Source organism: Pseudomonas palleroniana, from assembly GCF_003031675.1.
Taxonomy (GTDB): domain Bacteria; phylum Pseudomonadota; class Gammaproteobacteria; order Pseudomonadales; family Pseudomonadaceae; genus Aquipseudomonas; species Aquipseudomonas palleroniana.
This window is the reverse complement of record NZ_PYWX01000034.1, coordinates 148,040-168,268: the sequence shown is the minus strand read 5'-3', so window position 1 is coordinate 168,268 and position 20,229 is coordinate 148,040. Positions and strand designations below refer to the sequence as shown.

Below are 20,229 nucleotides of genomic sequence, written 5' to 3'. Positions count from 1 at the left end.
GGGAATGGCGTAATGGCAACGGTAGACCGCTGGCTGCTGCCAGATGGCATCGAAGAAGTACTGCCACCGGAAGCTGCGCGCATTGAAGTAGCGCGTCGCCAGGTGTTGGATCTGTTCCAGAGCTGGGGTTACGAGTTTGTCGTCACCCCTCATATCGAGTACCTGGAATCCCTGCTGACCGGCGCGGGCCAGGACCTGGATTTGCGCACCTTCAAGGTCATCGACCCGCAATCAGGCCGGCAAATGGGTTTCCGTGCCGACATCACGCCGCAAGTGGCGCGTATCGATGCGCACACCCTGCGTCGCGAAGGCCCGAGCCGTCTGTGTTACGCCGGTAGCGTGCTGCATGCGCAGCCTCGTGCCTTGTCGTCTTCCCGCAGCCCGATCCAGCTGGGTGCCGAGTTGTACGGCGATGCCAGCCCAAGCAGCGACGTTGAAGTGATCAGCTTGATGCTGGCCATGCTGCAACTGGCTGATGTGCCGGATGTCCACATGGACCTGGGGCATGTCGGTATCTACCGTGGCCTGGCCCGTGCGGCCGGTTTGTCCGGTGAAGTGGAACAACAGTTGTTCGATGCCCTGCAACGCAAGGCTATCGATGAAGTCATTGCCCTGACCGCTGGCGTGCCTGCCGACCTGGCCGACATGCTGCGTGCGCTGGTGAACCTGTGCGGTGGCCGTGAAGTGCTGGTGGCTGCGCGTGAGCGCCTGGCCAATGCGCCGGCGCCCGTACTGGCTGCACTGGACGACGTGCTGGCAATTGCCGAGCAGTTGTCGGCGCGCTTCCCGCAGTTGCCGCTGTACTTCGACCTGGGTGAATTGCGCGGCTACCACTACCACACCGGTGTAGTGTTCGCCGTATTTGTCCCGGGTGTTGGCCAGGCCATCGCCCAGGGCGGTCGTTATGACGACATTGGCGCCGACTTCGGTCGAGCCCGCCCGGCGACTGGCTTTTCCACCGATTTGAAAACCCTGGTGACCCTGGGGCGTGCTGAGGTCGAGCTGCCGTCTGGTGGCATCTGGATGCCCGACAGTACGGACGCAGCACTCTGGCAGCAGGTTTGCCAGTTGCGCGGTGAGGGTCAGCGTGTCGTCCAGGCGTTGCCTGGGCAGCCATTGGCCGCCGCCCGTGAAGCGGACTGTGACCGGCAATTGATTCTGCAGAACGGGCTTTGGCAAGTATCGCCACTGGCTTCTTGAGTTTTCCTGCCGGCTATTGCCGGCACCAAGTTTGCGCGAATGAGGACAAGTGTTATGGGTAAGAATGTCGTAGTCCTGGGCACCCAGTGGGGTGATGAGGGCAAAGGCAAGATCGTTGATCTGCTGACCGAACATGCTGCCGCCGTAGTGCGCTACCAAGGTGGCCACAACGCTGGCCACACTCTGGTCATCGATGGCGAAAAAACCGTCTTGCACCTGATCCCGTCGGGCGTCCTGCGCGAAGGCGTGCAGTGCCTGATCGGCAACGGTGTGGTGGTTGCACCTGACGCCTTGCTGCGTGAGATCACCAAGCTGGAAGAAAAAGGCGTACCGGTGCGCGAGCGCCTGCGTATCAGCCCGTCCTGCCCGCTGATCCTGTCCTTCCATGTTGCGTTGGACCAGGCCCGTGAAAAGGCGCGTGGCGAGCTGAAGATCGGTACCACCGGTCGCGGTATCGGCCCGGCCTATGAAGACAAGGTCGCACGCCGTGGCCTGCGTGTGGGCGACCTGCTCAACATGCCGCGCTTTGAAGACAAGCTGCGTGAGCTGGTGGATTACCACAACTTCATGCTGGTGGGTTACTACAAAGAGCCGGCGATCGAGTTCGACAAGACCCTGGCTGAGTGCAAGGAATACGCCGAGCTGCTCAAGCCGTTGATGCTGGACGTGACTGCCGAGCTGCACGAGCTGCGTCGCGCCGGTAAAGACATCATGTTCGAAGGCGCCCAGGGTTCGCTGCTGGACATCGACCACGGTACCTATCCGTACGTGACCAGTTCCAACACCACCGCAGGTGGCGTTGCAACGGGTTCGGGCGTGGGGCCTATGTTCCTGGACTACATCCTGGGCATCACCAAGGCCTACACCACGCGTGTCGGTTCGGGTCCGTTCCCGACTGAGCTGTTCGACGAAGTCGGTGCACACCTGGCCAAGCAAGGTCACGAGTTCGGTGCGACCACCGGGCGTGCCCGTCGTTGCGGCTGGTTCGATGCCGTTATCCTGCGTCGCGCTATCGACGTGAACAGCATCTCGGGCATCTGCCTGACCAAGCTGGACGTACTCGATGGTCTGGAAACCATCAATATCTGCGTTGGCTACAAAGATGCAGATGGCAATAGCGTTGCCCCGACTGACGCCGACAGCTATGTGGGCCTGCAGCCGGTGTACGAAGAAGTGCCGGGCTGGAGCGAATCGACCGTGGGTGCCAAGACCCTGGAAGAGCTGCCGGCCAATGCCCGCGCTTACATCAAGCGCGTGGAAGAGCTGATTGGCGCACCGATCGACATTATTTCGACGGGCCCTGACCGCAACGAAACCATCGTTCTGCGTCATCCGTTCGCTTAATAAGCTGTTGATGTAAAAAGCAAAGGGCTCCTTCGGGAGCCCTTTGTCGTTTGTGACGGGCGAACGGCACGGCCCTTGCTTTGCTTCTTCCTTTCGCGGCGCCATCAGATTAATGGCACCCAGGGTGGAGGGATTCTCGATGTCTGCCGTTCTCTCATTGTTACAAAGCCGTCTGTTGCGGCCGGTGTTCGTTACTCTTGGTATCGCTCTTTTGGTGCAAGTGCTGGTGGCCGTCGCTCTGACGCGGAGCACCGTCACTGCGCTTGAGGCTGATTTGGGCAATCGGCTGGGGGTCGATAGCCAGAAGCTGTCTGGCGAGTTGGCCCAGGCCGGTAAGGAAGTCACGTCCAGCCTGGACAGCTTGTCGACCAATACCCGTCAGCGCCTGACAGTGGGGCTTTCAACCCGACTGCAGGAAGAGCAGAAGCAGCTGCGTGCGACTCTGGAAAAAGACCTGAAGGATTCCGCCAATGACATGGCGCAACTGCTGGCCTCAGTGGCGCCCCGCGCCATGTGGGACAGTGACGTGCCGACCCTGTCGGAGTTCGCCCGGCGTGCCCAGCGCAATCCCAACGTACTGTTCGTGGTCTATGACGACGCGGCGGGCGAGCATTTGACCCGCTACCTCAATCGCGAAAACCCGATCAACCAGGCGCTGCTGGAAAAGGGCAAGGGTGAGCGCGCGCTGGATAAAGTGCTGGATGCGGCGAAAGATGATCCGTCAGTGTTCTATGTCGAAGCGTCCATCAGCCCCAATGGCGTGGAAATCGGCAAGGTGCGCATGGGGGTTTCCACCGCCGCAGTGGAGGCGGATCTGGCTGCGCTGGATAAGCGCTTCGCAGCCCTGATCGCCAGTGGCGACCAGTTGGTGGGCGACAGTCTCAAAGGGGCGGCGGCTGATAGCGCTGCCGCCATGGGGGCCCGCTTGCAATCCGCGCAAGCCACGGCCACCCAGATGAGCGCCAACACCGCCAGCGTTGTACAGGACGCCGCCGGCACCTTGCGCTGGCGCATCGGCATGGGCTTGGCACTGGTTGGTTTCGGCGTGTTGCTGCTGATCGCTATCGTGCTGGGGCGTCGTGTGGTCAATCGCTTGAAGTTGCTGATTGCGGCCATGGATGACTTGGCGGCGGGCGAGGGGGATCTTACCAAGCGTGTGCAAATCAATAGCCAGGACGAAATCGGCGCCATGGCCTCGGCGGTCAATCGCTTTGTCGACAAGTTGCAGCCGATTGTGCGCGAGGCGGGCGATGTGGCTCAGCGAACCGGCGTGGAAATCGGGGCCATGACCCAGCGCAATGCCGGTGCTGATGCGGCGGCTGGTTTGCAGCGCGACGAAGTGGCCGAGAGCTTGCGCGCGCTGTCGCAGATGGCGGACGAGGCTCAGGCCGAAAGCCATGCGATGCAGGCAGCGTTGCAGCAGGTGGTGGATATTCGTCAGGCCACGGATGAAAACTCGCGGACTTCCGCGCAAGTCGGCAACTTGATCGAGGCCTTGGCGGGGCAAGTGCAGGCCGGCTCCCAGGTGATCGAGCGATTGGCGCAGCAGAGTGAACAGATCGAAGTGGTGTTGACGGTGATCCACGGGATTGCCGAGCAGACCAACCTGTTGGCGCTCAACGCCGCAATCGAGGCGGCGCGGGCCGGAGAGACCGGGCGCGGCTTTGCGGTCGTGGCAGATGAGGTGCGGGCATTGGCCAGTAAAACCCAAAGCTCCACCGGTGACATCCAGGCTCATATCGTGGCGTTGCAGCAGGGTGCGCGTGAGGCGGTGGAAACCATCGGCAAGGCCGGGCGCCAGGCCAGCGAAGGGCTGCTGGTGTTGCGCGACAGTGTGCGCTTGCAGCAGACCGTACAGGTGTCGGTTGAGCAGGTGCATGCGGCGATCGGTTTGGCGACACGTGCGGCCGAGCACCAGGCCCAGGGTGCTCATGCGGTACGGGGGCGGGTCGAGGTGATCCATGCGCAGGCGGAGCGCGCCGCGCAGGCAGTGGTAGAAACCACCGCCAGCGGCAAGGTGCTGGACGGGCTGGCGGCGCAATTGAAGGCGAGCCTGGGGCAGTTCCGGGCCTAGTGGCTCAGGTGCATCCGGGGCGTCAGCGCAGATGCTGGCACCCCGGCACTGGAGAATGAGCTGTTGGGAATGTTTTCGAACGTCAGAAACGAAAAAACCCGCTTTCGCGGGTTTGATCTGAATTTGGTGCCCAGGAGAAGACTCGAACTTCCACGACCGTAAGGTCACCAGCACCTGAAGCTGGCGTGTCTACCAATTTCACCACCTGGGCATTATCAGCAGCGCTTGCGCTGTTGATGGAGCGAACTATACGGAGGGCTTTTTGATCTGTAAACCCCTGATAACAAAAATATAAATCAATATTCCCGTTAAAAATCAAAGGCCTGAAACGCAAAAACCCGCTTTCGCGGGTTTTTGGAGACTCAAGGTTCAACCTTGAGTTTGAAATTGGTGCCCAGGAGAAGACTCGAACTTCCACGACCTTGCGATCACCAGCACCTGAAGCTGGCGTGTCTACCAATTTCACCACCTGGGCAGCATCAATAACGTTGCCGTCGTCGATGGCGCGCACTATACGGAGCGATTTTTTGGCTGTAAACCCCTGCGATGAAAAAAACCTGGAAAATTTCGCCAATGGTCGTGCAAGGTAGCCGTCAGGGGCTGCAAAAGGCTTTTAAACGCTTGTTGAAACCTGAAATTTCCCGTTTCAATACGCGTATGCCAAACTAACCCTCATATAGACAAGGTGAAAACTCTCTAATGGCCGATTGGCAGTCCCTCGATCCCGAGGCCGCTCGTGAAGCGGAAAAATATGAAAACCCTATTCCTAGCCGCGAACTGATCCTGGCGCATCTCGCCGATCGGGGTTCGCCTGCTAGCCGCGAGCAATTGGTTGAAGAGTTCGGTCTGACCACCGAAGACCAACTCGAAGCGTTGCGCCGCCGCCTGCGTGCCATGGAACGCGACGCACAACTGATCTACACCCGCCGTGGTACTTACGCGCCGGTGGACAAGCTCGACCTGATCCTGGGCCGTATTGCCGGCCACCGTGACGGTTTCGGCTTTCTGATCCCGGATGACGGCAGCGACGACCTGTTCATGAGCCCGGCGCAAATGCGTCTGGTATTCGATGGCGACCGTGCCCTGGCGCGCGTGTCCGGGCTGGACCGTCGCGGTCGCCGTGAAGGCGTGATCGTCGAGGTCGTATCGCGTGCCCACGAGTCCATCGTCGGCCGTTATTTCGAAGAAGGCGGTATCGGCTTCGTTGTACCGGACAACCCGAAGGTTCAGCAGGAAGTGCTGATTACCCCGGGCCGCAATGGCGCCGCCAAGGTCGGTCAGTTCGTCGAGGTGAAAATCACCCACTGGCCAACGGCGCGCTTCCAGCCGCAGGGCGATATCGTTGAAGTGGTCGGCAACTACATGGCGCCGGGCATGGAAATCGATGTCGCGCTGCGTACCTACGATATTCCTCACGTCTGGCCTGAGGCTGTGCTCAAGGAAGCCGGCAAGCTCAAGCCTGAAGTGGAAGAAAAGGACAAAGAGAAACGCATCGATCTGCGCCATCTGCCGTTCGTCACCATCGACGGCGAAGATGCCCGCGACTTCGACGATGCGGTCTACTGCGAAGCCAAGCCCGGCAAGCTGCGTCTGTTCTCCGGCGGCTGGAAGTTGTACGTGGCGATTGCCGACGTATCCAGCTATGTGAAGATCGGCTCGGCGCTGGACAATGAAGCCCAGGTGCGCGGCAACTCGGTGTACTTCCCCGAGCGCGTGATCCCGATGCTGCCTGAGCAGCTGTCCAACGGCCTGTGCTCGCTGAATCCGAAAGTCGACCGTTTGGCCATGGTGTGCGAGATGACTATCTCGAAAACCGGCGAAATGACCGATTACCAGTTCTACGAAGCGGTGATCCATTCCCAGGCGCGCCTGACCTACAACAAGGTCAGCACCATCCTGGAAACACCGAAGACCAGCGAAGCCAAGGCTTTGCGTACCGAATACGCTGGCGTGGTGCCGCACCTCAAGCAGCTGTATGCGCTGTACAAGGTGTTGCTGGGCGCACGTCATACCCGTGGCGCGATCGATTTTGAAACCCAGGAAACCCGGATTGTCTTCGGTTCCGAGCGCAAGATCGCCGCGATCACCCCGACCACGCGTAACGATGCGCACAAGCTGATCGAGGAATGCATGCTGGCGGCCAACGTGGCCACCGCCGAATTCCTGAAAAAGCATGAAATCCCTGCGTTGTACCGTGTGCACGATGGCCCGCCACCTGAGCGTCTGGAAAAACTGCGCGCGTTCCTCGGTGAGCTAGGCCTGTCCCTGCATAAAGGCAAGGACGGCCCGACGCCGAAGGATTACCAGGCTTTGCTGGCCGGCATCAAAGATCGTCCGGATTACCATGTGATCCAGACCGTCATGCTGCGCTCGCTGAGTCAGGCGGTGTACAGCGCCGACAACCAGGGGCACTTCGGTCTGAATTACGAGGCGTACACCCACTTCACCTCGCCGATCCGCCGTTACCCGGACCTGCTGACGCACCGGGCGATCCGCAGCGTGATCCACTCCAAGCAGAACACCCCGCACGTCAAGCGCGCCGGTGCGATGACCATTCCGAAGGCGCGCATCTATCCGTACGACGAAGCGGCCCTGGAACAGTTGGGCGAGCAGTGCTCCATGAGCGAGCGTCGTGCCGATGAAGCGACCCGCGACGTGGTGAACTGGCTCAAGTGCGAGTTCATGAAGGATCGCGTGGGCGAGTCGTTCCCTGGCGTGATCACGGCCGTGACCGGTTTTGGTTTGTTCGTCGAGCTGACCGACATCTATGTCGAGGGCCTGGTGCACGTGACTGCCTTGCCGGGTGACTACTATCACTTCGATCCTGTGCATCACCGCCTGGCGGGTGAGCGTACCGGTCGCAGTTTCCGTCTGGGCGACACCGTGGAAGTGCAGGTCATGCGCGTCGACCTCGACGAGCGCAAGATCGACTTCGGCATGTCTGACAAGCCCGCCGAATCACCGGGCAGTCGCAAAAAACGTGGGGGTGATACCCCGGCGCCAGCCTCCAAAGGCAAAAGTGCTCCTGCGAAAGCCGCCGAGCCTGAGCCCGCCAAGGCCGGCCGTCGTTCTTCCAGCAAGGACAAGGTCTCCGAAGCCTACCGCCCAAGCGATGCCGCGGCTAAAAACGCTGAGGTGCGCAAGAGTCGCGAGTTGAAGCAGCAGTTGCTCAACGAAGCCAAAAGCGGTGGTAAACCGGCGTCGGGCGGTAAGTCGCGCGGGCCGGAAAGCTCGTCGAGCAAGACCAGTAAACATCGTAAAGGCCCGTCCAAAACGGGTTCGGCTCCTGCAAAAAGCAGTGGGTCGCGCAAACCTAAGGCCAAGTCATGAGTCTGGAAAAAATCTACGGCGTGCACGCCGTAGAAGCACTGCTGCGTCACCATCCCAAGCGCGTCAAACAAGTGTGGCTGGCCGAAGGCCGCAGTGAGCCGCGTGTGCAAACGCTGGTCGAGCTGGCCAACGAAAACCGCGTCGCCATCGGCCAGGCTGAGCGTCGTGAGATGGACGCGTGGGTGGAAGGTGTGCACCAGGGTGTGGTCGCGGACGTCAGTCCGAGCCAGGTCTGGGGCGAAGCGATGCTGGATGAACTGCTCGACCGCACTGAAGGTGCGCCGCTGCTGCTGGTGCTGGACGGCGTGACCGACCCGCACAACCTCGGCGCTTGCCTGCGCTCGGCAGATGCCGCCGGTGCGCTGGCGGTGATCGTGCCTAAGGACAAGTCGGCTACCTTGACGCCGGTCGTGCGTAAAGTCGCCTGTGGCGCGGCGGAAGTGATTCCGCTGGTGGCCGTGACCAACCTGGCGCGTACCCTGGAAAAACTCCAGCAGCGTGGCCTGTGGGTGGTGGGTACGGCAGGGGAGGCCGAGGTCAGTATTTATGACCAGGACCTCACCGGCCCGACCATCTTGATCATGGGCGCCGAAGGCAAGGGCATGCGCCGCCTGACCCGTGAGCATTGCGATTACCTGGTGCATTTGCCGATGGCCGGTAGCGTCAGCAGTCTTAACGTGTCGGTCGCGACAGGTGTGTGCCTGTTCGAGGCCCAGCGTCAGCGTGGCGCGAAGGCTAAAGCCAAGAAGTAATCTCGAGCCGGGCCTGCATCCAAACTGTGGGAGGGGGCTTGCTCCCGATAGCGGTGTGACAGTCGCCAGATGCAGTGACTGATACTCTGTCATCGGGAGCAAGCCCCCTCCCACAGTTATTCTGGGGTGTATGGAAGATTGTTCAAATAATCACCAATCACCTTGCGCGCTTTCTCCCCCTTCTCTACAATTGCGCCCCTTGCCTTCCTGGCAGGCACCGATGTGCCTCCGTGCGGCAAGATCCATAAGTGTCATTCACTCCTTGTCTGACCGTTTTTGAGCGGCAGGCTACAACCCGTAAGGAGCATTCATGCGTCATTACGAAATCATCTTTTTGGTCCACCCGGATCAAAGCGAGCAAGTCGGCGGCATGGTTGAGCGTTACACCAAGCTGATCGAAGAAGACGGCGGCAAAATCCACCGTCTGGAAGATTGGGGCCGTCGTCAACTGGCCTACGCAATCAACAATGTTCACAAGGCTCACTACGTGATGCTGAACGTTGAGTGCACCGGCAAGGCCCTGGCCGAGCTGGAAGACAACTTCCGCTACAACGATGCAGTGATCCGTAACCTGGTCATCCGTCGCGAAGAAGCCGTTACCGGCCAATCCGAGATGCTCAAGGCTGAAGAAAACCGCAGTGAGCGCCGTGAGCGTCGCGACCGTCCTGAGCACGAAGGCGCTGATAGCGCTGACAGTGATGACAGCGACAACAGCGATAACGCTGACGAGTAATCCACGGACCTTTTAAGGAGCCTATCAAATGGCACGTTTCTTCCGTCGTCGTAAATTCTGCCGCTTCACCGCTGAAGACGTGAAAGAGATCGATTACAAAGATCTCAACACTCTGAAAGCCTACGTATCCGAGACCGGCAAAATCGTTCCAAGCCGCATCACCGGTACCAAAGCTCGTTATCAGCGTCAGCTGGCCACCGCTATCAAGCGCGCCCGCTTCCTGGCCCTGCTGGCCTACACCGACAGCCACGGCCGCTGAGACCGGGCAGTCGACAAGTAGTAAGGGATTGAATGCATGCGCGCCTTAGCTGAGTTCATCATGCGCGGCCGTGTGCAGGCCACTCTGGTAGTGGCTGGCTTTGCGGCATTGCCGTTGTTTTATTGGTTGGGTGCTGCTGCAGGCTGCCTTGTGCTCCTGCGGCGCGGTTTGAAGGACGCCGTTGGCGTTCTTGCCCTGGGATTGTTGCCGGCCTTGATCTGGTGGCTGCAATTGGGTGATCCACGGGTACTTCTGGTACTGCTGGGGTCATCGAGCCTTGCGTTGGTTTTGCGCGCAAGTGAGTCCTGGGTCCGTACGCTGCTGGTCAGCGTGGCATTGGGTTTGGTGTACTCGGTGATGCTTGGCGCGGCTTTCCGCCCACAGATCGAGGCGCTGGCACAAGAGATCGTCAAGATCCTGCCGCTGGCCCTCGGGGATATCTACCAGCAATTGTCGGTAGATGAGCGAGCGCGGTTTGTGTCACTGATTGCCCCGGTCCTGACCGGCCTGATTGCGGCATTGTTGCAGGTTGTCAGCGTTATGAGCCTGATTCTTGGGCGTTACTGGCAGGCGTTGTTGTACAACCCGGGTGGTTTTGGTCGCGAATTTCGCAGTATCAGAATCCCGACGGGGCCGGCGATGTTGCTGCTGGCGTGCATGGTTGTCGGGCCGAACTTCGGTCCTCAGATGGCCTTGCTGGCGCCGATTTGCAGCGTACCGCTGGTGTTTGCCGGACTGGCCCTGATTCATGGGCTGGTTGCGCGAAAGCGCCTGGCCAGGTTCTGGCTGGTGGGGTTGTACGTCACGCTGTTGCTGTTCATGCAGCTGATCTATCCGTTACTCGTGGTTTTGGCCATTGTCGACGGCCTGATTGATTTTCGCGGTCGTCTGGCGCCGAAAGACGCCGATAACGCGAACGGTGAAGGTTAAAAGTTAGAGGATTTTCACATGCAACTGATCCTTCTGGAAAAAGTCGCCAACCTGGGCAACCTGGGCGACAAAGTGAACGTTAAGGCCGGCTACGGTCGTAACTACCTGCTGCCATACGGCAAAGCCACCGCTGCAACCGCTGCCAACCTGGCTGCGTTTGAAGAGCGTCGTGCTGAGCTGGAAAAAGCAGCAGCAGACAAAAAAGCTTCGGCTGAAACTCGCGCTGCCCAACTGGCTGAGCTGGAAGTGACTATCACTGCCACCGCCGGTGACGAAGGCAAGCTGTTCGGTTCGATCGGCACCCACGACATCGCTGATGCACTGACCGCCTCGGGCGTTGAAGTGCAGAAGAGCGAAGTTCGTCTGCCGAACGGCACCATCCGCAACGTAGGCGAATTCGACGTAGCCGTGCACCTGCACGCTGAAGTTGAAGCCACCGTACGCGTTGTCGTGGTAGCAGCTTAAGTCGCACCTAACTGGCTGGCACCTCGTGTGCCGGGCGGTTAACATCGGGCACGATCCTGTTTACAGGTCGTGCCTTTTGTTTTTCTACAGACCCCCAATTCCAAGTGGCCATGAACGATATTTCAGCTCCTGAGCAATACGATCTGCAAACCGCTGCCCTGAAGGTGCCGCCGCATTCCATCGAGGCCGAACAGGCTGTGCTCGGTGGCTTGATGCTGGACAACAACGCCTGGGAGCGCGTGCTGGATCAAGTCTCGGACGGTGATTTCTATCGGCATGACCACCGCTTGATCTTCCGCGCCATCGCCAAACTGGCCGACCAGAACTCGCCGATCGACGTGGTGACCCTGGCCGAACAACTCGACAAGGAAGGCCAGACCTCCCAGGTCGGCGGCCTCGGTTACCTGGGTGAACTGGCGAAAAATACGCCGTCCGTCGCCAACATCAAGGCCTATGCCCAGATCGTTCGCCAGCGGGCCACTCTGCGTCAATTGATCGGTATCAGCACCGAAATCGCCGACAGTGCGTTCAACCCCGAAGGGCGCACCGCCGAAGAGATTCTCGATGAGGCCGAGCGCCAGATCTTCCAGATTGCAGAGGCGCGCCCCAAGACCGGCGGCCCGGTAGGCGTCAACGAGCTGTTGACCAAGGCTATCGATCGCATCGACACCCTGTTCAATACCGATGCCGCCATTACCGGTATTTCCACCGGCTACACCGACCTCGACGAGAAAACCAGCGGCCTGCAACCGGCCGACTTGATCATCGTCGCCGGCCGTCCATCCATGGGCAAGACCACCTTTGCGATGAACCTGGTGGAAAACGCCGTGTTGCGCAGCGACAAGACCGTCCTGGTGTATTCCCTGGAGATGCCAGGCGAATCGCTGGTTATGCGGATGCTCTCGTCGCTGGGGCGTATCGACCAGACCAAGGTACGTTCCGGCCAGCTGGAAGATGACGATTGGCCACGCCTCACCTCGGCGGTCAACCTGCTCAACGATCGCAAGCTGTTCATCGACGACACCGCGGGCATCAGCCCCTCCGAGATGCGTGCGCGTACGCGGCGCCTGGTGCGTGAACACGGTGACATCGCCCTGATCATGATCGACTACCTGCAGTTGATGCAGATCCCAGGCTCCAGCGGCGACAACCGTACCAACGAGATTTCTGAAATCTCTCGGTCCTTGAAAGCCCTGGCCAAGGAGTTCAACTGCCCGGTGGTGGCGCTGTCCCAGCTCAACCGCTCCCTGGAGCAACGTCCCAACAAGCGTCCGGTGAACTCCGACTTGCGCGAATCCGGAGCGATCGAGCAGGACGCCGACGTGATCATGTTCGTCTACCGCGACGAGGTGTATCACCCGGAAACCGAGCACAAGGGCATTGCCGAGATCATCATCGGCAAGCAGCGAAACGGTCCTATCGGATTTATCCGCCTGGCGTTTATCGGCAAATACACTCGCTTCGAGAACCTCGCGCCGGGTAGCTACAATTTCGACGACGACGAATAAGCCATCTGCTCAATTCCGACCGTTATCGTCGGAATTGGTCAAAATTTGTGCTATATTTCGCGCCCGCGATTTTTCATCGCAGTTTTTTCATCTCAACACCGGTCACCGTCATGCAAACAGCCAAGCCGTTATTTGACTATCCCAAGTACTGGGCCGAGTGTTTCGGTCCAGCGCCGTTCCTGCCGATGAGCAGGGAGGAGATGGATCAGCTTGGCTGGGATTCCTGCGACATCATCATCGTCACCGGTGATGCCTACGTTGACCATCCGTCGTTCGGCATGGCGATCATCGGCCGGCTGCTGGAGTCCCAGGGCTTTCGCGTCGGGATCATTGCCCAGCCGAACTGGCAGTCCAAAGATGACTTCATGAAGCTCGGCGAGCCGAACCTGTTCTTCGGCGTCGCGGCCGGCAACATGGACTCCATGATCAACCGCTACACCGCCGACAAGAAAATCCGCTCCGACGACGCCTACACCCCCGGCGGCATGGCCGGCAAGCGCCCGGACCGTGCAAGCCTGGTGTACAGCCAGCGTTGCAAGGAAGCCTACAAGCACGTGCCGATCGTGCTCGGCGGCATTGAGGCTTCCCTGCGCCGCATCGCCCACTACGACTACTGGCAGGACCGTGTGCGCAACTCGATCCTGATCGACGCCAGCGCCGATATCCTGCTGTACGGCAACGCCGAGCGGGCGATCGTCGAGGTTGCCCAGCGCCTGTCGTGGGGCCACAAGATCGAAGACATCACCGACGTACGCGGCACCGCATTCATACGCCGTGATACACCGGCGGGCTGGTACGAAGTGGACTCCACCCGTATCGACCGTCCGGGCAAGATCGACAAGATCATCAACCCGTACGTGAACACCCAGGACACCCAGGCCTGCGCCATCGAGCAGGAAAAGGGGCCGGTTGAAGATCCGACGGAGGCCAAGGTCGTGCAGATCCTGGCCAGCCCGAAGATGACCCGCGACAAGACCGTTATCCGCCTGCCCTCCGTGGAAAAGGTGCGCAACGACGCCGTGCTCTACGCCCACGCCAACCGCGTGCTGCACCTGGAGACCAACCCGGGCAACGCCCGCGCCTTGGTGCAGAAGCACGGTGAAGTGGACGTGTGGTTCAACCCGCCGCCCATCCCGATGACCACCGAAGAAATGGACTACGTGTTCGGCATGCCTTACGCACGTATCCCGCACCCGGCGTATGGCAAGGAAAAAATCCCGGCCTACGACATGATCCGTTTCTCGGTGAACATCATGCGTGGCTGCTTCGGCGGCTGCACGTTCTGCTCGATCACCGAGCACGAAGGTCGCATCATCCAGAACCGCTCCGAAGAGTCGATTATTCGCGAGATCGAAGAGATCCGCGACAAGGTTCCCGGCTTTACCGGAGTGATCTCCGACCTCGGCGGCCCGACCGCGAACATGTACCGCATCGCCTGCAAGAGCCCGGAAATCGAATCTGCGTGCCGCAAGCCATCGTGTGTGTTCCCGGGCATCTGCCCGAACCTGAACACCGACCATTCGTCGTTGATCCAGCTGTACCGCAGCGCCCGTGCATTGCCGGGTGTGAAGAAGATCCTGATCGCCTCCGGCCTGCGTTACGACCTGGCCGTCGAGTCGCCGGAGTACGTCAAGGAGTTGGTCACCCATCACGTCGGTGGCTACCTCAAGATCGCCCCGGAGCATACCGAGGAAGGTCCGCTCAACCAGATGATGAAGCCGGGCATTGGCAGCTATGACAAGTTCAAGCGCATGTTCGAGAAGTACACCAAGGAAGCGGGCAAGGAGCAGTACCTGATTCCTTACTTCATCGCGGCTCACCCCGGCACCACCGATGAAGACATGATGAACCTGGCCCTGTGGCTCAAGGGCAACGGCTTCCGCGCCGACCAGGTGCAGGCGTTCTACCCGTCACCGATGGCCACCGCGACGGCGATGTACCACTCGGGCAAGAACCCGCTGCGCAAGGTCACCTACAAGAGCGACGCGGTGACCATCGTCAAGAGCGAGGAGCAGCGCCGCCTGCACAAGGCGTTCCTGCGTTACCACGACCCGAAAGGCTGGCCGATGCTGCGTGAGGCATTGACCCGCATGGGCCGTGCCGACCTGATCGGGCCGGGCAAGGACCAACTGATCCCGCTGCATCAACCGGCTACCGACAGCTACCAGAGCGCCCGTCGCAAGAACTCGACACCGGCAGGCAGCCACAAGGTCGCCAAGGACACCACCACCAGGGTCCTGACCCAGCACACCGGCCTGCCACCGCGTGGCAGCGACGGCAGCAACCCATGGGACAAGCGCGAGCAAGCCAAGGCCGCAGCCCAGGCGCGCAACAAGCAAGCCGCCAAGGAGCGCACCGATGCGGCCAAGGGCAAAGGCAAGAAGCCTGCCCGCAAGCCGGTCGTGCCGCGTTGATCGCAGCCTGAAACGCAAAACGCCAGCCTCGTGCTGGCGTTTTGCTTTCTAGTCGCTGGGTAGCCTGTTTGTTAAGGTGTCGCCCATAGAACCGTCATCGGGGGCAAGCCCCCTCCCACATTGGATCGGGTTCACACATCAAAGGGTGGGAGGGGGCTTGCCCCCGATAGCGTCAGTCCAGTCACCCCCCTCTTTTCAAGGAAGAACACCCATGGGCAACCCCCTGGCCAGCATCGGCATGGACTTCAACCGCTCCCAGTTCATGGCCCGCCAGCGCATCGAAAGCCAGATCAACCTGCCGCGCCTGTTTGCGGCCATTGACGCCGACCCCGGCATTGTCGGCGCGGGTGTCGTGTACATCGACGCCGACTTTAATGTCGTGACCCTGCGTGAATTCAAGCCCATCTGCAGCATCAAGCCCAAGCGCGTCATTATCCGTGAGGCGCAGAAGTACATCGCGCCAGCTCAGTTTGTCGAGCAGGTGAAGACCGACCCGCGAGAAGAGCGCCTGAGGAAGGAGGTGTTCGACATGGGCTTGTCCTGCGGCGCCGCCGTGATCGGCTGGATTGTGGTGTTCAGCGGTAGCGTTGCTGTGCCGTTCACGGCGGGTGCCAGCGCTTTTGTGGTCGGCATTGGCGTGACGGCGGCGCTGGCCGGCAGTGCGCAATGTGGGTTCGGTGTAGCGCGCACCTACAACGAGATTCTTGACCCCGACGCTAACGATCGCTTGGACGATACCGAGTGGTACAACGCCGTTTCCCCCGTGCTCGATGCGGTCTCATTGGTGGGTATCGGGACCGGCGCGCTCACAACCGTGAAACTGCTCAAGGCCAACAAGGCCGCCGCGCTTGGCAAGAGTTGGTACCAGTTGCTCAAGGGCTTGAGCCGTCAGGAGCGTAAAAAGCTGACCAAGGAGCTGTTAAGCCTGCGCGATCCCAGCCTCACGCCCAAGTTGCTCAAGTTGCAGCAGCGCGCGGGCAAATTGACCAAGAGCTATACGTCCACCGAAATTCGTCACGCCACCCTCACCCAGATGAAGGATGCACTGGGCGGCCTGCTGGGGATCGTGGGCAGCTATCGCAGCGGTAACGTGGGCACCGCCAGTACCCTGGCGATCGGCTTGTACGAGGACCTGACGGAATGAGCGGCTTTCCCGACAGGGCGGCCTTCCTGCGCCGCTATTTTCCGGTTTTCATGGGCACGATCTTCATGGCGATCTTTTCCGGTTCGTCTGCTGTGTCCATGGCAGGGGTGACTTATTGGCGCGACGCTGATCCGGCGCTCAAGTCCAGCTACTCCGGGCTGCTGATCCTGCTGCTGGTAGTCGTGATCGTATTCAGCAACGTCATGATTGCGCGCGGACGCACCTGGGCCACTGGCCTGGTGGCGGTTTACCTGGGCGGCTGTCTGCTGTTTGTATTGCCGATGATTCAGTATCACCTTCATGCGCTGGCTTACGGCTCGGGAGTATTTTTCCCGCTGATGGGGTTGTTATTGCTCAACAGCAAACGCCACCGTGAAATGCGCCAGAAGCTGGTCGAGGTCCGTCACCTGCGTGAAACCATGATCGCCCAACGCAAAACCCATTGACTGGGTAGATTCGCCACCTGTCTTCGCAGGTTCGCCACAATTATGTGCGAGCCTCGCACCACGGCACTCACCTGGGCGCCGTTTTGGTGCTGTACTGCACCGGGTCCTACGATAAAGCGCAATGACCGCTGCTCTGGCATAAGTCTTGCGCGCTTTGTTTCCATGCCCTGGCTCGCAGGAGGCCGCCGTGTCGATTCATGTCGCGTTGCACCACGTCACCCATTACCGCTACGACCGTGCGGTAGAACTCGGCCCGCAGATCGTGCGTTTGCGTCCGGCGGCCCATAGCCGCACGCGGATACTGTCCTACGCGCTGAAAGTGCTGCCCGAGCAGCATTTCATCAATTGGCAGCAAGACCCCCAGGGCAATTACCTGGCGCGGCTGGTGTTCCCGGAAAAAACTGACGAGCTGCGTATCGAAGTCGACCTGGTCGCCGAGATGGCAGTGTTCAACCCGTTCGACTTTTTCCTTGAGCCCTATGCCGAAAAAATCCCTTTCAGCTACGCCGCCGACGAGCAGCGCGAGTTGGCGCCGTACCTGGAAACCCTGCCGCTGACGCCGACGTTTGCCGCCTACCTGGCCGGCATCGACCGTACGCCGCTGCCGGCGGTGGACTTCCTGGTGGCGCTCAATCAGCGGTTGGCTAGCGATATCGCTTACCTGATCCGTATGGAGCCCGGTGTGCAAACCCCGGAGTTCACCCTGGAAAACGCTTCCGGTTCGTGCCGCGACTCGGCCTGGCTGCTGGTGCAATTGCTGCGCAACCTCGGGCTGGCGGCACGATTTGTGTCCGGCTACCTGATCCAACTGACCGCCGACGTCAAAGCCCTCGACGGCCCGTCCGGCACCGACGTGGACTTCACCGACCTGCATGCGTGGTGCGAAGTGTATTTGCCCGGAGCAGGATGGATCGGCCTGGATGCCACTTCCGGGTTGTTCGCCGGTGAAGGTCATATTCCTTTGGCTTGTAGTCCCGACCCATCCTCTGCCGCGCCGATCAGTGGGCTGGTGGAACCGTGCGAGTGCGAATTCACCCATGAAATGTCGGTGGAGCGCATTTGGGAAGCGCCACGGGTGACCAAGCCCTACACCGAAGAGCAGTGGTTGGCGATCCAGGCGCTGGGCCGTCAGATCGACAGTGACCTGCTCAAGGATGACGTGCGCCTGACCATGGGCGGCGAGCCGACCTTCGTCTCTATCGACGACCCCGACGGTGCCGAGTGGAACACCGCCGCGCTGGGGCCGAATAAGCGGCGCCTGTCTGCCGAGCTGTTCCAGCGCATGCGCAAGCACTACGCGCCGACGGGGCTGGTGCACTTCGGGCAGGGCAAGTGGTACCCCGGCGAGCAACTGCCGCGCTGGTCGCTCAACTGTTACTGGCGCCGCGACGGGGTGCCGATCTGGCACAACCCTGCGCTGATCGCCGATGAACAGCAGGACTACGGCGCCGACGACGCGCTGGCCGGGCGCTTCCTGGCCAGCGTCGCCGAGCGCCTCAAGCTGCCTGCGCGTTTCGTGTTCCCGGCCTTCGAAGACAACTTCTACTACCTGTGGCGCGAGGGCGCGCTGCCGCAAAACGTCACCGCCCAGGACCCGCGACTGAGCGATGAGCTGGAGCGCGAACGCCTGCGCAAAGTCTTCAGCCAGGGCCTGGATAAAGTCATCGGCCATGTGCTGCCGCTGGCGCGCACGGCGGCCAATGATCGTTGGCAGAGCGGGCGCTGGTACTTGCGCGATAACCACTGTCGGCTGGTGCCGGGGGATTCGCCGCTCGGCTACCGCCTGCCATTGGCGTCGCAGCCATGGGTGAGCGCGGCGGAGTATCCCTTCGTGCATCCGGTTGACCCCAATCAGGATCAACCGGAGCTGCCGACACCTGCGCAACTGAAGAGTCACGACGAGCCCGCGCCTGGCGACGAGCGCGTGCCCACAGTGGATGAGTCCGCCGATTGGCTGACCCGCACCGCGCTGTGTGCTGAGGCGCGGGGCGGGCGCCTGTACCTGTTCATGCCGCCGCTGGAGCGCGTCGAGGATTACCTGGAGCTGGTGGCCGCCATCGAAGCCACCGCCGAAGAGTTGCATTGCCCCGTACTGCTGGAAGGTTACGAGCCGCCGTTTGACATGCGCCTGAGCAACTTTCGCGTCACGCCGGACCCGGGTGTGATCGAGGTCAACGTGCAACCGTCCGCCACCTGGGACGAGCTGGTGGAGCGCACTGAATTCCTCTACGAAGAGGCGCGACAAACCCGCCTGACCACCGAAAAGTTCATGATCGACGGGCGCCACACCGGCACCGGTGGCGGTAACCACTTTGTCATGGGCGGCGCAACGCCCAAGGACTCACCGTTCCTGCGCCGGCCGGATCTGCTGCGCAGCCTGATCAGCTACTGGCACAACCACCCTTCGCTGTCCTACCTGTTTTCCGGGTTGTTTATCGGCCCGACCTCCCAGGCGCCGCGGGTCGACGAGGCGCGTAACGACGCGCTGTACGAGCTGGAAATCGCTTTCACCCAAATGCCGGCGCCCGGCGAAGAGTGCCCGCCGTGGCTGGTCGATCGCCTGCTGCGCAACCTGTTGATCGACGTGACGGGTAACACCCACCGCGCGGAATTCTGCATCGACAAACTTTACTCACCCGACGGTGCCACCGGCCGCCTGGGCCTGCTGGAGCTGCGCGCTTTTGAGATGCCGCCCCATGCGCGCATGAGCTTGACCCAGCAACTGCTGCTGCGCGCCTTGGTTGCGCGTTTCTGGCGCGAACCTTATGCGCCGCCGAAACTGGCGCGCTGGGGTACCGAGCTGCATGACCGTTTCCTGTTGCCGCACTTTATCGAGCAGGACTTTGCCGATGTGATCGTCGAGCTGAATGCCGCCGGTTATCCGCTGCGTGCCGAATGGTTTGCGGCGCATCTGGCGTTTCGTTTCCCCAAGGTCGGCGACTACGCGGTCGGTGGCATCGAGCTGGAACTGCGCCAGGCCCTCGAACCCTGGCACGTGCTGGGCGAAGAGGGCGCGGCGGGCGGTACGGTGCGCTATGTGGATTCGTCGCTGGAACGCCTGCAAGTGAAACTCACCGGGTTGGCGCCGCAACGCTACCTGCTGACCTGCAACGGTATTGCGGTACCCCTGCAAGCCACCGGGCGTGTCGGTGAATTTGTCGCCGGCGTGCGTTACCGCGCCTGGCAACCGGCCAACTGCCTGCAACCGACCATCCCGGTGCATGCGCCGCTGGTGTTCGACCTGCTCGACACCTGGATGCAACGCTCCCTCGGCGGCTGCCAATACCATGTGGCCCACCCGGGCGGGCGTAATTACGACAGCTTGCCGGTGAACGCCAACGAAGCCGAGAGCCGGCGCATGGCGCGGTTTTTCCGTCTTGGCCATAGTCCGGGCAAGCTCCCTGTACCGCCGGTGGTCATCAACGATGAGTTACCGATGACCCTGGATTTGCGGCGTTTTCCCAATAAAAATGACTGACGCGGATCAACTATGAGAAGGCGTTTGTGTGGCGAGGGAGCTTGCTCCCGCTGGAGTGCGAAGCGCTCCCGGGANGGGCCGCTACGCAGCCCAGCGTGAGCAAGCTCCCTCGCCACACAAACCCTGTCCACATTAGACTGCGGTGACTTTGA

13 protein-coding genes, 2 tRNA genes and 2 pseudogenes are annotated in these 20,229 nt (G+C 60.9%); 15 read left to right on the top strand and 2 right to left on the bottom strand.

The genetic code is table 11. The features are described 5' to 3' along the window. The first annotated feature begins 12 nt into the window (after positions 1–12). The 4 genes and pseudogenes from C9383_RS13100 to C9383_RS28665 form a co-directional block, all read left to right on the top strand. Positions 13–1,200 (top strand): ATP phosphoribosyltransferase regulatory subunit, encoded by a 1,188-nt coding sequence (locus C9383_RS13100; RefSeq protein WP_060755101.1) that lies wholly within the window; start codon positions 13–15, stop codon positions 1,198–1,200. Between the two features lie 54 nt (positions 1,201–1,254). Then, positions 1,255–2,544: an adenylosuccinate synthase gene (locus tag C9383_RS13095; RefSeq protein ID WP_060755100.1), complete on the top strand. Its 1,290-nt coding sequence runs from the start codon at positions 1,255–1,257 to the stop codon at positions 2,542–2,544. 112 nt (positions 2,545–2,656) lie between these two features. Then, a pseudogene (locus C9383_RS28670) lies at positions 2,657–3,760 on the top strand (HAMP domain-containing protein); the annotation flags it as partial. Between the two features lie 342 nt (positions 3,761–4,102). Continuing rightward, positions 4,103–4,618, top strand: a pseudogene (locus C9383_RS28665) (methyl-accepting chemotaxis protein); the annotation flags it as partial. Positions 4,619–4,742: 124 nt separating this feature from the next. On the opposite strand, the gene C9383_RS13085 reads toward C9383_RS28665, so the two are convergent. Continuing rightward, positions 4,743–4,829: transfer RNA gene (locus C9383_RS13085), tRNA-Leu, on the bottom strand. Positions 4,830–5,006: 177 nt separating this feature from the next. Beyond that, positions 5,007–5,093: transfer RNA gene (locus C9383_RS13080), tRNA-Leu, on the bottom strand. A 224-nt stretch (positions 5,094–5,317) separates the two neighbouring features. On the opposite strand from C9383_RS13080, the gene rnr reads away from it, so the two are divergent. The 11 genes from rnr (at position 5,318) to C9383_RS13025 (ending at position 20,077) form a co-directional block, all read left to right on the top strand. After that, the gene (rnr, locus tag C9383_RS13075) at positions 5,318–7,948 is read left to right on the top strand and encodes a ribonuclease R (RefSeq protein WP_090367132.1); all 2,631 of its coding nucleotides are present in this window, start codon (positions 5,318–5,320) and stop codon (positions 7,946–7,948) included. Then, entirely contained in the window at positions 7,945–8,700 is a 756-nt protein-coding gene (gene rlmB, locus C9383_RS13070; RefSeq protein WP_090367130.1) for a 23S rRNA (guanosine(2251)-2'-O)-methyltransferase RlmB, read from the top strand. The genes rnr and rlmB overlap by 4 nt, the downstream gene beginning before the upstream one ends. 310 nt (positions 8,701–9,010) lie before the next feature. Further along, the gene (gene rpsF / locus C9383_RS13065) at positions 9,011–9,433 is read left to right on the top strand and encodes a 30S ribosomal protein S6 (RefSeq protein WP_003236224.1); all 423 of its coding nucleotides are present in this window, start codon (positions 9,011–9,013) and stop codon (positions 9,431–9,433) included. A 28-nt stretch (positions 9,434–9,461) separates the two neighbouring features. Further along, complete coding sequence (gene rpsR / locus C9383_RS13060; protein ID WP_002551829.1) at positions 9,462–9,692, top strand: 30S ribosomal protein S18; 231 nt, start codon at positions 9,462–9,464, stop codon at positions 9,690–9,692. 36 nt (positions 9,693–9,728) lie between these two features. Beyond that, the gene (locus tag C9383_RS13055; protein ID WP_060755096.1) at positions 9,729–10,622 is read left to right on the top strand and encodes a YybS family protein; all 894 of its coding nucleotides are present in this window, start codon (positions 9,729–9,731) and stop codon (positions 10,620–10,622) included. Positions 10,623–10,640: 18 nt separating this feature from the next. Continuing rightward, entirely contained in the window at positions 10,641–11,087 is a 447-nt protein-coding gene (rplI, locus tag C9383_RS13050; protein WP_003171376.1) for a 50S ribosomal protein L9, read from the top strand. Between the two features lie 110 nt (positions 11,088–11,197). Next, positions 11,198–12,595 carry a replicative DNA helicase gene (dnaB, locus tag C9383_RS13045; RefSeq protein WP_060755095.1) on the top strand — a complete coding sequence of 466 codons (1,398 nt, stop codon included), beginning with the start codon at positions 11,198–11,200 and terminating at the stop codon, positions 12,593–12,595. A gap of 110 nt (positions 12,596–12,705) precedes the next feature. Beyond that, positions 12,706–15,009, top strand: a complete 2,304-nt coding sequence (locus tag C9383_RS13040; RefSeq protein WP_060755094.1) for a YgiQ family radical SAM protein — start codon at positions 12,706–12,708, stop codon at positions 15,007–15,009. 211 nt (positions 15,010–15,220) lie between these two features. Next, on the top strand, positions 15,221–16,153 hold the full coding sequence (gene ssp4 / locus C9383_RS13035; RefSeq protein ID WP_060755093.1) for an Ssp4 family T6SS effector: 933 nt from the start codon (positions 15,221–15,223) through the stop codon (positions 16,151–16,153). Then, complete coding sequence (locus C9383_RS13030; RefSeq protein ID WP_090367128.1) at positions 16,150–16,599, top strand: hypothetical protein; 450 nt, start codon at positions 16,150–16,152, stop codon at positions 16,597–16,599. Before ssp4 ends, C9383_RS13030 begins: the two co-directional genes overlap by 4 nt. Positions 16,600–16,786: 187 nt before the next feature. Continuing rightward, entirely contained in the window at positions 16,787–20,077 is a 3,291-nt protein-coding gene (locus C9383_RS13025) for a transglutaminase family protein (protein ID WP_090367126.1), read from the top strand. Positions 20,078–20,229 lie beyond the last annotated feature (152 nt).